14 protein-coding genes are annotated in these 12,961 nt (G+C 69.5%); 9 read left to right on the plus strand and 5 right to left on the minus strand.

Annotated features, from left to right (window positions below; translation table 11 throughout):
* The first annotated feature begins 306 nt into the window (after positions 1–306).
* The 5 genes from ACIA1L_RS31390 (at position 307) to ACIA1L_RS31410 (ending at position 4,830) form a co-directional block, all read left to right on the plus strand.
* On the plus strand, positions 307–939 hold the full coding sequence (locus ACIA1L_RS31390; RefSeq protein WP_396076662.1) for a hypothetical protein: 633 nt from the start codon (positions 307–309) through the stop codon (positions 937–939).
* Between the two features lie 28 nt (positions 940–967).
* Positions 968–1,588, plus strand: a complete 621-nt coding sequence (locus ACIA1L_RS31395; RefSeq protein ID WP_396076663.1) for an L-threonylcarbamoyladenylate synthase — start codon at positions 968–970, stop codon at positions 1,586–1,588.
* A 117-nt stretch (positions 1,589–1,705) separates the two neighbouring features.
* Entirely contained in the window at positions 1,706–2,830 is a 1,125-nt protein-coding gene (locus ACIA1L_RS31400) for a citrate synthase 2 (protein ID WP_396076664.1), read from the plus strand.
* Positions 2,831–2,864: 34 nt separating this feature from the next.
* Positions 2,865–3,377, plus strand: a complete 513-nt coding sequence (locus ACIA1L_RS31405; RefSeq protein ID WP_396076665.1) for a hydrolase — start codon at positions 2,865–2,867, stop codon at positions 3,375–3,377.
* Positions 3,378–3,396: 19 nt separating this feature from the next.
* Positions 3,397–4,830 carry a diguanylate cyclase domain-containing protein gene (locus ACIA1L_RS31410; protein ID WP_396076666.1) on the plus strand — a complete coding sequence of 478 codons (1,434 nt, stop codon included), beginning with the start codon at positions 3,397–3,399 and terminating at the stop codon, positions 4,828–4,830.
* Positions 4,831–4,835: 5 nt separating this feature from the next.
* On the opposite strand, the gene ACIA1L_RS31415 is transcribed toward ACIA1L_RS31410, so the two are convergent.
* The 4 genes from ACIA1L_RS31415 to ACIA1L_RS31430 form a co-directional block, all read right to left on the minus strand.
* A complete protein-coding gene (locus tag ACIA1L_RS31415; protein ID WP_396076667.1) occupies positions 4,836–5,987 on the minus strand; it encodes a Gfo/Idh/MocA family protein in 1,152 nt (383 codons plus the stop codon).
* Positions 5,988–6,047: 60 nt separating this feature from the next.
* Positions 6,048–6,917, minus strand: a complete 870-nt coding sequence (locus ACIA1L_RS31420; protein ID WP_396076668.1) for a hypothetical protein — start codon at positions 6,915–6,917, stop codon at positions 6,048–6,050.
* A gap of 75 nt (positions 6,918–6,992) precedes the next feature.
* Positions 6,993–7,304 carry a hypothetical protein gene (locus tag ACIA1L_RS31425; protein WP_396076669.1) on the minus strand — a complete coding sequence of 104 codons (312 nt, stop codon included), beginning with the start codon at positions 7,302–7,304 and terminating at the stop codon, positions 6,993–6,995.
* 59 nt (positions 7,305–7,363) lie between these two features.
* The gene (locus tag ACIA1L_RS31430) at positions 7,364–7,996 is read right to left on the minus strand and encodes a DUF305 domain-containing protein (RefSeq protein WP_396076670.1); all 633 of its coding nucleotides are present in this window, start codon (positions 7,994–7,996) and stop codon (positions 7,364–7,366) included.
* A 168-nt stretch (positions 7,997–8,164) separates the two neighbouring features.
* Here ACIA1L_RS31430 and ACIA1L_RS31435 point away from each other — a divergent pair, with 168 nt between their 5' ends.
* Both ACIA1L_RS31435 and ACIA1L_RS31440 read left to right on the plus strand, forming a co-directional pair.
* Positions 8,165–9,607: an LVIVD repeat-containing protein gene (locus ACIA1L_RS31435; RefSeq protein WP_396076671.1), complete on the plus strand. Its 1,443-nt coding sequence runs from the start codon at positions 8,165–8,167 to the stop codon at positions 9,605–9,607.
* A gap of 67 nt (positions 9,608–9,674) precedes the next feature.
* Positions 9,675–10,259, plus strand: a complete 585-nt coding sequence (locus ACIA1L_RS31440) for a class I SAM-dependent methyltransferase (protein ID WP_396076672.1) — start codon at positions 9,675–9,677, stop codon at positions 10,257–10,259.
* Between the two features lie 134 nt (positions 10,260–10,393).
* Here the strand turns inward: ACIA1L_RS31440 and ACIA1L_RS31445 are convergent, their stop codons facing one another.
* Positions 10,394–11,248, minus strand: a complete 855-nt coding sequence (locus ACIA1L_RS31445; protein ID WP_396076673.1) for a M15 family metallopeptidase — start codon at positions 11,246–11,248, stop codon at positions 10,394–10,396.
* A gap of 349 nt (positions 11,249–11,597) precedes the next feature.
* Between ACIA1L_RS31445 and ACIA1L_RS31450 the strand changes: the two genes are divergently transcribed.
* Entirely contained in the window at positions 11,598–11,831 is a 234-nt protein-coding gene (locus tag ACIA1L_RS31450; protein ID WP_396076674.1) for a helix-turn-helix transcriptional regulator, read from the plus strand.
* Between the two features lie 23 nt (positions 11,832–11,854).
* On the plus strand, positions 11,855–12,949 hold the full coding sequence (locus tag ACIA1L_RS31455) for a LuxR C-terminal-related transcriptional regulator (protein ID WP_396076676.1): 1,095 nt from the start codon (positions 11,855–11,857) through the stop codon (positions 12,947–12,949).
* Positions 12,950–12,961 lie beyond the last annotated feature (12 nt).

The following is a 12,961-nucleotide window of genomic DNA, read 5'->3' on the forward strand; positions in this document are numbered from 1 at the left end:
ACCAAGGCGACCGCGACATCTCCGTCAACTCCACCAACGCCAGCCTCACCGCGTTCAAAATCCTCGCCGCTAACCCGATCTTCAACGTCACGATCGGCTGAAGCTGACAAGTCCGCGCCACTCGGCAGATCCGCCGGGGGCGCGGGCTTTTGCGTGGGGCGGGGAGAGCGATGCATCCGGCAGCGCAGGGGGAGTCGGGCGTTATGGCTCCTGGCGGGGCCTTCGCGGACGATAATGACCTTTGACGGACAGGTCCGGCAGGCGGCGTGGGTCGGCTGGGACGGCGGTCGGATTGTGAGGTGGGCGGTGCCACGAGACAGGGCGAGCCTCACCGTGGGTGCCGCGGTCAACCTCGAGGTGCACGGCATCGAGTTCGAGTCGCGGGTCGACCTGCTCGAGGACGACGACCAGTTCCTCATCCCCGCACCTCCGCCCGAGCTGGAAATGGGCGTGCCGCCGAAGGACGACGTGCTGCACCTCGCCTGGAACCGGCCCCCGCACCGGTACCGGGTCCGGGTGGATTTCGTCGGGGTCGCCGGCGATCGGTGGCGGCTGCGGATCGCGGGCGAGCCCGAGCCGGTCACCCGGCGTACTTTCTTCCGGGGTGGCGGTGGCGAGGATGCGTTGCTGCGCCACGAGGAAGAGACGCACTGGCACGTTGCGACCGTCGAGGACATCAGCGAGGCCGCGCTGCGGTGCTATCTCACCGAGTTGCAGTTCGTGGAAGGCGACCCGGTGCGGGCACGGGTCACGCTCGGCGAAGGCACCTTGGACGTGTACGGCACCGTGCTGCTCACCCGCGAGCACGACAAGGATGCCGGCGACGACGCCGAGGTGGTCATCCTCTACACACTGTCCGAATCGCAGGCCCAGCAGGTACGCCGATACCTGTTGGAATGGCAACTTGCCGAGCGACGCCGAGCCAGTGACGAGGACTGACCCACCCGAGACGGCATAGGCTCTGCCGGTGGCTAAGTACTTCGACGTGCACCCGGACAACCCGCAGCCTCGGGCCATCGCGCAGATCGTCGCCCTGCTGCGGGACGACGGGTTGATCGCCTACCCGACCGACTCCTGTTATGCGCTCGGCTGCCGGATCGGCAACGCCGCAGGGATCGACCGGATCCGGGAAATCCGGCACCTGGGCAGCAGCCACCATTTCACGCTGGTGTGCCGGGACTTCGCGCAGCTCGGGCAGCTTGTGCAGATCAACAATGCGGTCTTCCGGTCGGTCAAGGCCGCGACACCGGGCAGTTACACCTTCATCCTGCCGGCCACCCGGGAGGTGCCGCGTCGGCTGCTGCATCCCAAGAAGAAGACCGTCGGCGTACGCATCCCCGAGAACAGCGTGACGCAGGCGATTCTCGCGGAGCTGGGGGAGCCGCTGCTGTCGAGCACGCTGCTGTTGCCCGGCGAGGAGGAACCGCTCACCCAGGGCTGGGAGATCAAGGAGCGGCTGGACCACGTGGTCGACGGGGTGATCGATTCCGGCGAGTGCGGCACGGTGCCGACCACCGTCATCGACCTCTCCGAGGGAACGCCCGAGGTCCTGCGCGTCGGTGCCGGCGACCCGTCCCGCTTTGCCTGAGCGACTCCGACGATCGGCGAATTCGCATTTTCACACGGTGTGACATTTTCCCCACGCCCGGACGGCCTGACCAGCCGTAGGATTCGAGATCCACCGATGCGTTCACCGGGAGTCACCATGCTGACCGTTCCCCCTGGCCTCGCCGGAGTTGTCGCCTTCGACACCGAGATCGCGGAACCTGACCGCGATGGCGGATCCCTGCGCTACCGCGGCATCGACATCGAAAAGCTGGTCGGCAAGGTGTCCTTCGCCGACGTGTGGGGGCTGCTCGTGGACGGGGACTTCGGTTCCCCGTTGCCGACCGAGGAGCCGTACCCGCTGACCCTGCGCTCGGGCGATGTCCGGGCCGACGTGCAGGCCGCCATTGCGACGGCCGCCCCGGCCTGGGGTGCCCGGCCGGTCATCGACATCGACGATGCGCGGGCGCGGGCCGACCTGGCCCGGACGTCGGCGACGCTGCTGTCGCTGGTGGCACAGGGCGCCCGGGGTGCCGACCTGACTGCCGTGCCCGAGCAGCGGGTGGACGAGGGTTCGAGCATCGTCGAGCGGTTCATGATCCGGTGGCGCGGCGAGCCTGACCCGCGGCACGTCAGCGCCATCGAGCGGTACTGGATTTCGGCCGCCGAGCACGGCATGAACGCCTCGACGTTCACGGCCCGGGTGGTCGCCAGCACCGGCGCCGACGTGCCGGCGGCGATGTCGGCTGCGGTCGCGGCCATGTCCGGCCCGCTGCACGGCGGTGCACCGGCCCGGGTGCTGCACATGATCGAGGGGGTCGAGCAGTCCGGCGACGCGACCGCATACGTCAAGCAGGCACTGGACGGCGGCCAGCGGCTGATGGGGTTCGGGCACGCGATCTACCGCGCTGAGGACCCGCGGGCCCGACTGCTGCGCGCGGCGGCGAAGGAGCTGGGCGCCCCGCGCTACGAGGTGGCGAAGGCGCTGGAGGACGCGGCGCTGGCCGAACTGCGGGAACGCAAGCCGGACCGGGTGCTGGAAACCAACGTCGAGTTCTGGGCGGCCGTCGTGCTGGACTTCGCCGAGGTGCCCGCGCCGCTGTTCACGTCGATGTTCACGTGTGCGCGGACGGCGGGCTGGGCGAGCCACATCCTGGAGCAGAAGCGGCTGGGAAAGCTGATCCGCCCGTCGGCCGACTACGTCGGTGCCGCCGACCGCAACCCGTCGGAGATCGCCGGCTGGGAGGACGCGCTGAAGCGCAACGCCGGTCGCTCGTACCTCTGAGTTTGATCACGCTGCCGGCGGGTAGCCAGCCAGAGTGAACGATCTGGTGCTGCCCGCCCACGCGACCGGTGTGGTGGTCCTGCTGGCCGGCCCGCATGATCGGGAGCTGGCGGCCGAGCTCCACCGTCGCGACCTGGGCACCGTGGGCGTGTCGGCGCCGGAGCCCGGTGCCGGTCCGCTCGCCGACCAGGTCATCGAGCTGGTGGACTGGTTGGGCGAGCACGGCCCGACCGCCGACCTGGAGATCGGCCTCTTCGGCGAGACCACCGGATCGGCGGCGGCTCTGCTCGCTGCCGCGGCCCGGCCCGATTCCGTACGCGCGGTCGTCGCCACCGGCGGCCGCCCGGAGCTCGCCGGCCCCGCCTTGCCGGACGTGAGCGCGCCCACCCTGCTGCTGGTGCCCGACGAACAGGCCGTCGACCGGCACCGGCAGGCCTGCGCCACGATGACGGTGACCGCACAGCTCCGCGTCGTTGCGGACACTGCGGTCGCCGAGCAGGCCAGCGCCTGGTTCGACAGCTATCTGGAGCCGCGCGGAAACCGTTAGCGAGCGCACAACCGCTCAGGTGGGCGCCGTTCGCGTCCGATGGTGCGGCGTGGCCCGGATCGGCGTACGACTCTTTCTGACGGTGATGTTTGTGCTCACCGTCGTGGAGGCGATCGTCTTCTACTCGCCGGCCGGGGAACTCATGCACGTGTCCGCGTACGCGGGGCTGTGTGGCCTGATGTGGTGGTCGGTGGTGAAGCTGCACCAGGGCCGGGAGCGGGTGCCGTGGGTGCTCGTTGCGGCCGCGGTGACGCTGTGGTTCGCCGGTGACGCCTACGAGCTGGCAGAGGTGCACCTGCTGGGGAGCAGCTCGTCGGTGGGTGTCGCCGATGTGTTCTGGCTGGGCGGGTATCCGCTGTTGGCGGCGGCGCTCGCAGTGATGGCGCGGCGTCGGGCGGCCGGGCGGTTGCGGGGCGCGGTGGTGGACGCGTTGACGCTGACCGTCGCCGCGGGTGCGGTGAGCTGGCAGTTCATTTTGAAGCCGTTGGCCGAGGGCTGGACCGTGGCCGAGTCGGTGGTGCCCCTGCTCTACCCGTTCGCCGACGTGGTGTTGCTCAGTGGCGCGTTGGTCATCGCCCTGTCGCCGGGCGTACGGACGGCGCCGACCAGGCTCCTGATGGCGGGCGCGGCGTGGTTCCTGAGCATGGACCTCGCCTGGAACGTGCTGCCGTATTTCGTGGCCGACGACGTTTTCGGCCGGCTCGGTGCGGCGATGATCTTCGGGAACGCCCTGATCATTTCGGCGGGGCTGCATCCGTCCCGGGGCGAGCTGACCCGGTCGACCGGCGAGATGACCGTGCTGCATCCCGCCCGGATCTTCTTCCTGGCTGTCGCGCTGATGACGGCCCCGCTGCTCACCCTGGTCGCCGACGACAAGATCACTGCGGTGGTGGCCTCGGCTGTGTGCGCGTTGCTGGTGATCATCCGCTTCACTTCCGCCGTACGCGAGCAGGAAAGGGCCCAGGCGCAGCTGGCGCAGCAGGCCAACCGTGATCCGCTCACCGGCCTGGCGAATCGCACCGTGTTGCGCGACCGGTTGGCCCGGGCGGTGCCGGCGCCGGACGATCCGGTGGCGGTGCTCTATCTCGACCTCGACGGCTTCAAGGAGATCAACGACCGGCACGGTCACGAGGCGGGCGACGCGGTACTGCGGGCGGTCGCCGGCCGACTGTCCTCTGCGGTTCGGGAGCAGGATCTGGTGTCGCGGCTCGGCGGCGACGAGTTCGTCCTGCTGTTGCCCGGAGTTTCCGGCGACGAAGCGGCTCGGCTGGCCGAGCGGCTGCTCAGCGACGTCGCCTGGCCGGTGCCTTACGAGGGCCATTATCTGACCGTCGGCGCGAGCATCGGCATCGCGGCCCGGACGGAGGCCGACGACCAGGGGCTGCTGCGGGTCGCGGATGCGGCGATGTACCGGGCTAAGCAGCTCGGCCGCGGCCGCTACGTCATGCAGTAACCCGCTTACAGCGACACCCAGGCGCGGCTCGCGGCCGATTCCGCCATCGCGTCGAGGGCTTCGGCGCTGCGGACGGCATCGTCGAGGGTGGCACCGTATGGCCGGCCGGCCGTGATCGAGCGCAGGAAGTGCCAGGCCTCGATCACCTTCAGATCGTCGTAGCCCATCGCGTTACCGCTGCCCGGCTGGAACGCGGCGAACTCCCCGGCGCCCGGCCCGACCAGGACCGTACGGGTGGGCTGGTCCTGGTAGTCGTCGCCGGTGCTGACCCGCAGCTCGCCCAGCCGGCGGAAGTCCCACGCCAGCGCGCCCCGGGTGCCGTGCACCTCGAAGCCGTAGTTGTTCTGGTCGCCGACCGCGACCCGGCTGGCTTCCAGGACCACCCGGGCCCCGGACTCGAGCCGCAGCTGGGCGCCGACGTAGTCCTCGTTCTCCACGGCTCCGCGCTCGCCGTCGGTGACCCGCGTGTGCCCGGCCGTGGCGGCGACCGGCCGGGTTCGCTCGGGAATGAAGATCGCGGTGTCGGCCACCAGTGCCTCGATGTCGCCGAGCAAGTGCCGGACCAGGTCGATGCCGTGGGAGGCGAGGTCGCCGAGGACCCCGCTGCCGCCCCGTGCCCGCTCGAAGCGCCAACTCAATGCGCTGTCGGGCGCGGCGGCGTAGTCGCTGAAGAGTCGGAACCGGGCGTGTGTGACGACGCCCAGGTCACCCGCGGCGATGAGCTCACGGGCGGCGGCCACGGCGGGAGCGTTGCGGTAGTTGTAGCCGACAGTGGCTTGCACGCCGGACTCTCGAACCGCGGCGGCGACCGCGCGGGCGTCGGCGGCGGTGCAACCCACGGGCTTCTCGATCCAGAGATGCTTACCGGCCTGGGCCAGCGCGACGCCGAGCTCCCGGTGCAGGAAGTTCGGCGTGCCGATGCTGACGGCCTCGATTGCCGGGTCGTCGAGCAATTCCGTCCAGTCCCGGACCGCTGTGGAAAAGCCGTAACGTTCGGCGGCCTCCTCGGCCCGGCCGGGGACCTCGTCGGCGACGGCGAGCAGCTCCGGGCGTACGGAAAGATCCGGGAAGTGGTGCAGAACCCGCAGGTAGGACTGGGTGTGCACGCGGCCCATCCAACCGAACCCGGCGACGGCGATGCCCAGGCTTTTCCTCATGGGCGGAGCCTATGTGGCGGCTGACGTCACCACCAAGGTTGTCGGTCCGTCAAAAAGCCCTCAGCGGATCGCGGCGATCTGCGGCCGCCCGGCCGTGGGTTGTGCCCAGGACGGCAGCTCCCGCCGGACCTCCTGCGGGGTCGGCGCCGGCGGGTTGGCCTGGCGAGGGATCCGCACGGTCACTGTGGCCCGCTCAGTCCGCCGAGTGACGGGCGTCGTTTCCCGGACCACGTCGGCCTGGGCCCGGGCGATCGCCGCCTCGTGCCGCAAAGTCCGGACCGCGGCGGTCGCCACGTCGGCGGCGCGCCAGGCGGCTTCCTCAGCCTCCAGCGCATTTTGGTACGCCGTGAAGCGGTGCGCAGCCACCGCCCGGGCCAACGCCAACTCCTGCTCCACCGGGTGCAACGCCGGGTCCCAGCCGTTGCGGTGGGTCAAGGCGTCCAGCAGCTGCGTGTCGGACAGGTCTCCGCGGCGGTACGCGGCCTGTGCGGTGCGCCGCAGCGCCTGAGCCCGCTCGGTGCCTTCCCGCGGCGAAGGCGGGCTCTGCGGCGTGGCGTAGGCAGCCGCGCGGCGGGCCCGTTCGAGCCGGGCATCCGCCGCCTGCCACGCGGTCCAGACCCGTTCCACCTCGGCCTGCGCCTGCTGGCATTCCTCCCGGCGGCGCTCGGCGGTGGCGGCCGAACCCTGTGCCGCTACGGCGATCTCGTCGGCGTACCGGATCGTCTCGTGCGCTTGCACCGCTCGACGCTCCCGGTCGGCGCGGCGCTGGGCCGCCGACTCGGCCAGCCACGTCATGATCTGCCGCGGGCGGCGTACGCCCGCGGGCAGGGCGAGCGCACCCAGGGCGACCGCTGCGAGCACGATGAGTGCCAGCCAGATGACCGCCACTCGGCCGCTCGCGTCGTCCAGGAGCTCCAGAGCGAAGTTCATGTCTTCTTCCTTATCCACCGCAGGCGTCACTAATCGATGACCCCGGCATGGCTGCACGGGGTCCGGCCGGATCGATCAGGCGGTGGTGGGTGGTGCCCGTGGCCCGGCAGCGTCGCGGCTGTCCTGGCTGGCGAGGCGATCGGCCGGCGGGGCAATGGCGGTGCCGCGGAGCTGGTCCGACGCGGGAAGAACGACAGGGGACTCGACAAAATCGTCGCAAATGTCCACATTGCTGGCTGCTGTGGCGGCGACAACAGTCACAGGGGCGGGTGCGGGTTTGGCCGCGGGGGCAGTGCCGATCACTCCGCCCAGCAGGGCGAGGAAGAGAGAGGTGGCGGCCGACAACCGCCGCAAGCCCATCATCTCCACACCGGACAACCTATCCACAACGCCGGTCTCCCGCATCCGGGCGAAGCGGATCGTGATCGATGCAACCCTGGCGGGGGTCACCCCTGAGGGAGTTGACGGATCCTGCGGATCTCGCTGCCCTGCTCCACCGACATCTCGTTGGCGAACTCCCGCAACACCGCGTCCTCGCCGCCGCCGAGCGCATCACCGGCCATCTGAATCGCGCCCTGATGGTGCGCGATCATCATCCGGCTGAACTCGCGATCGAACTCCGCACCCGTGAGCCCGGTCAGCGCGGTCATGTCGGCCGCGGTCTGCATGCCCGGCATGCTCTGGTGATCGTGGGCGGGATCGGACTCGGGCAAACGGCGATCGCGCAGCCAGCCCTGCAGCCAAGCGACCTCGGGAGCCTGCGCGGCACCGATCCGGTCGGCGAGTGCCAGCAGGGTTCGATCACCGGCCCGCCCCGGGGCCAGCTTCGCCAGCTCGATCGCCTGACCATGATGGACGATCATCATCTGCACGAACGCGGTGTCGATCGCGTTGAAGGTCGAGCCGTCCGGCGCGCGTACGTTATCGGAATCGGTCACCACCGCTTCCTCGCCGGGCCGGCCGGGGAGCACGACGCGCTGCGGCGGACCGGAGCTCACCGTCGGTCGCGGCGCCGCCGCCGACCGGTCCTCGCCGGAGCGGGCCGCCCACGCGGCCCCGCCGGCGCCGAGCGCCACCACGACAGCGGTGATCAACGTCCAGGTCTTCTGGCGGCTCATCGAATCCTTTCGGTTTCGCAACGGAGTTCCCCGACCACGCCTCGACGATTATCGTAGCGACGAAGGTGAATGCACACCGACAGTGGCAACACCCTGACCCTCGGTGTGTGGACAGCCGGAAGGAGCTCCATGAAGCACTCTGCTCTGCGGGGGCGGCAGCTCGGGCGCCTGGCATTCGTCGGTACGGCGGTGATCGTCGCCGGGCTGCTGGTGGCGCCGACGAGCGGCATGGCGCGACCCCCCGCCGACCCGGGCACCCCGCCCGGCGTCGACGAGGTCGCCAGCACCCCCAACATTTCGCAGGTCGCGTACCTGCCCAAGACCGGTCCGTTCGCCAACTCGACGAACTCGGACTGGGCATTCCAGGGCGACTACGCCTTCGGTGGCAACTACAACGGCTTCACCGTCTACAACATCAAGAACCCCAAGGCGCCCGTCGTCGCCGCGCAGGTGCTCTGCCCCGGCTCGCAGAACGACGTCTCGGTCAAAGGCAACCTGCTCTTCTTGGGTACGGACTCACAGCGCACCAACGACAGCTGTGACAACGTCGCCTCCACCACGGCCGCACCCGGCGACCGCTGGGAAGGCGTCAAGATCTTCGACATCAGCGACCCGGTCACGCCGAGATACCTGAAGTCGATCAAGACTGACTGCGGATCGCACACCCAGACGCTGGTTCCCGGCAAGTCCGGCGACAACTCGGCGTACATCTACGTGTCCTCGTACAACCTGGCGGCCGCGGACCTGCCGAACTGCGCGCTGCCGCATGACAAGATCTCGATCATCCGAGTGCCGCTGAGCAACCCGACCGCGGCAGCCGTCGTCGCGACACCCGTGCTGTTCCCGGACGGAGGTCACCCGGGTGGCCCCGGCGACGAACAGTCACCGACCACCGGCTGCCACGACATCACGGCGTACCCGGAGAAGGACATCGCGGCCGGCGCCTGCATGGGTGACGGCGTGCTGTTCGACATTTCGGTCCGCTCAGCACCGCGGGTCATCACCACGGTCCGCGACACCGAGAACTTCGCCTTCTGGCACTCGGCCACCTTCAACAACAACGCCACCAAGGTCGTCTTCACCGACGAACTCGGCGGCGGCGGCATGGCGACCTGCAACCCGACCATCGGCCCCGACCGCGGCGCCGACGCGATCTACGACATCGTGGGCCGCGGCGACAACCGCAAACTGGAATTCCGCAGCTACTTCAAGATCCCCCGGCTGAACACCGACTTCGAGAACTGCGTGGCCCACAACGGCTCGCTGATTCCCGTGCCGGGCCGCGACATCATGGTCCAAGCCTGGTACCAGGGCGGCATCTCCGTCTGGGACTTCACCGACTCCCGATCGCCCAAGGAAATCGCGTACTGGGAACGCGGCCCGCTGTCGGCCACCCAGTTCGTCAGCGGCGGCTCCTGGTCCGCGTACTGGTACAACGGCTACATCTACTCGAACGACATCGCCAAGGGCATGGACGTCCTCGAGCTGAAGGACATCCGTACGAACATCGCCCGCAAGGCGCGCACCGGCGAGTTCAACGCGCAGACCCAGGACAACTACCGCAACTGGTGATCTGTTCAGTCACAGGCCCGGCCCCTTCTGCGGACCGGGCCTGTGCCGTTCTGGCAGGGTTCACCACGTGGACAACCTGTGGCTGGAACAGATCGCGCAGAACCCGGACCACTCGAAGTGGTACATCGAGCGGTTCCGCAAGCTCGCGGCCGATGGCGCTGACCTGGCCGGCGAGGCCCGCCTGATCGACGCGATGGTCCCGCGCGGCTCGCGCATCCTCGACGCCGGCTGCGGCACCGGCCGGGTCGGCAGCCACCTCGCTGCCGCCGGACACGACGTCACCGGCGTCGACCTCGACCCCGAACTGATCGAAGCAGCCCGCGCCGACCACCCCGGACCGCACTGGCTGGTCGGCGACCTCGCCGAGCTCGACCTACCCGCCCGCTTCGCCCTGATCGTGTCAGCCGGCAACGTCATGGCCTTTGCGGCGCCCCGCACCCGGGTCGAAATCCTGCGGCGACTGCGTACGCACCTCGCCGAGGGTGGCCGGGTCGTGATCGGCTTCGGCGCCGGCCGCGGCTACACCTTCGACGATTTCCTCGCCGACGCGGCCAGCGCGGGTCTGCGCCCCAGTCTGCTCCTCGCGACCTGGGACCTACGCCCCTTCACGCCCGACGCCGACTTCCTGGTGGCCGTCCTGGACGCTCCCTGATCCTCGAAGAGTTCCTTCGTCGAGACATCGCAGGCTGCGCCGAACTTGTTCGTGGTCTCCTTGCGGACCTCGCCGTTGACGATCAGGCGGCAGGTCGTCACCGGCGCACGATAGCGAATCGGCTTCGGCTTGGCTTACCGGTCGGTGGTGCTGAAGTGCATGTAGTCCTTGAGGGTGCGCCAGCGGCCGCCCCAGAGGAGGCCGTTGGTGGTGAAGGCGCGGACGGCGCCCCGGGCGTGCATCATGCCGCGGCGGTAGGCGACTCGGGCCAGGAAGCTGGTGCCGGTGCGGGGGTCGATGTAGGAGCCGCGGATCATCGGGTTCTGCACCGGGTTGACGTCGATCGCCAGGCCGTACGCGTGCTGGGAGAGGGTCTTGCTGCCGGCGACCCGGCGGCAGCTGTAGCCCGCGGTCACGGTCGCCATGTCGGTGATCCACGGTGCGTTTATCGACATGGGACTCATGCCCATGATCCGAAAGCGCATCCGGTAGAGCGACAGGAAGGCTCGCTGGACTCGCGCGGCGATGGTGCGGTGCACGACGATGCTGCCGGAGCGGGCGACGCCGTAGAAGTCGATGTAGGTCACCCAGACCCTGCGCAGGTCGGTGGGGAGGACCGGGCACTTCTTTTTCGGGTCCCAATTGACCGCGGCGGGGGTGACACGTTCGATCCACGATCGCCAGCCGGTCAGGGTGACCGCGGGCTTCCCGACGTGCAGGACGCCGTCCACGCTCGGCTGGTGTGGCTTTCTGATGCCGTTCCAGGCGCGTAGTTGGCCGGGAGTGATGCCGTACACGGAAGCGATTTCTTTGATGGTTTCGCCGGGCCGGACCACGTGGTAGCGCGGGGTGGCGGCCGCGGGTGAGCTGGCGGGGGCCTTCGGGGTCGCTGTGGCCGACAGTTCGCCGGCTAGCAGGACGGTCAGGGCGGCGAGAAAGGCAAGAAACTTCTTCATCACCACCATTACGCACCGGACAGTCATGATCATGCGCAGGAATCCGCAAATCGGGCGGACCGGTTCCGACGTCCCCCGTCCGAAACATCGGAGCCGGTCCTGCAGCGTGTCGATGCCCCGCGGCCCGTGGCGGCGGGCGCGGGGCTCCGGTCCAGCCGGCGTTGACGACGAGCGCCCCCGGCCCGTCCCCGTGCTGTCAGATTGCGGACTCGGCGCGTAGGGGTCAACGAACCTCGAATCGGAGCCGGGAAATTGCGGGATTCCGCAGCGCGGCGCTGCAGTTTTGCGCAACCGGAAGCGACAAAACCGGCAGCTATGGACCGGCGTCGAACGGCTGTGATTGCATGCGCCTCGTTCGATTCAGCGAAATGGGGCCACCGCGTTGCCGAAGATCATCCTGTCCGATCGCGAGCGTGAGCTGGTGTCCCTGCTCGCTCAGGGCCACACGGACGTCTCTGCGGCGGAGCGGCTAGGCATCAGCGCGCGCTCCGTGTCCAACATCCTGCGCAGCCTCATGGACCGCCTCGGGGTCGACAATCGCTTTCAGTTGGGCCTGGCTCTCGGCTTCCTCCGCAAGGCCAACGTTCCCAGCCCGTCCGTGGGAAGCGATGGTTGACAGGTTCGATGAGAATCGATGGAGTGACGAGCACTCCGATCCCGCTGGGCGCCGCCATTCCCTCCCTGGTCCGCTGGGGACTGTCTGGTGACGCCGACTTCGTCTTCCGCACCCTCGTGACATTCGGGCCACGCACCGAGCGTGTCATCGCCGCTGAGCTGGGTCTATCCGGGCGCCGCACCGCCGATGCGCTGGCCGAGCTGCGCGCTGCCGGCGCGGCTGTGTCCACCGACGACAGTCGCACCACGACGCGCATCTGGACTGCCCGCCGCCCGGCCGCGGTGGTCGCCATGCTGCGCTCGCGGCGGCTGCGGCTCGTAGACGGGAACACCAAGACCCAGTCCCACCATCATGTCGTCCGAGCGCTGCGTTCCTCCGGAGTCGGCGCGGCGCTGCCGTTGGACGTGGTGCCCGCCCTGCGCGGCAGCGTCACCGACGGGGTGCGCTACCTCAGCCGGGCGGCGACCCGGGACCGCATCGCTGAGCTGGTCGCCACCGACATCCGCGAGTTCTGGACGATGAGCAACCACCAGGAGATCGACGCGGAGTCGGCACGCATCGCCGCCCCCCAGGACCTCGCACTCTATGAGCGCGGCGTCCGCATGCGCATGCTCGCCCTGCCGCCCGCCGATGGCGACCCGCTTGACGTCAGTGGTCACCTCCTCAACGGCACCACCTTCCAGCGACGGGAGACGCCGGATGTGCCGCTGCGCCTGATGCTGGTGGATCGGCGGTTCGGCTACTTCCCGGCGGACCCGGCCGACCTCGACCGCGGCTATCTCGAGGTGGAACGGCCGAGCGTTTTGCGTGCGCTCATCCGGCTCTTCGAGCGGCACTGGGACGCGGCGGTCCCGCCGGAGCAAAACGCGGTGACGCCGATCGAGCTGGCGCCGCGGGAAAGAATCCTGATCACGCTGCTCGCCGCCGGGCACACCGACCAGAGCTCCGCGGAACGGATGCGGATCAGTGCCCGGTCCGTCACCGGCATCATGCGGACCCTGATGGACCGTCTCGGGGTCGACAACCGATTCCAGCTCGGCCTCGCGCTGGGTGCCCTGCGCGTCGCCGCACCACCGTCCCTGGCCGAACCCACCGACCAACCCGACGAACACGACTAGTAGTTATCCACG

This window comes from Actinoplanes sp. NPDC051859 (genome assembly GCF_044452725.1).
In the GTDB taxonomy this organism is placed as follows: domain Bacteria; phylum Actinomycetota; class Actinomycetes; order Mycobacteriales; family Micromonosporaceae; genus Actinoplanes.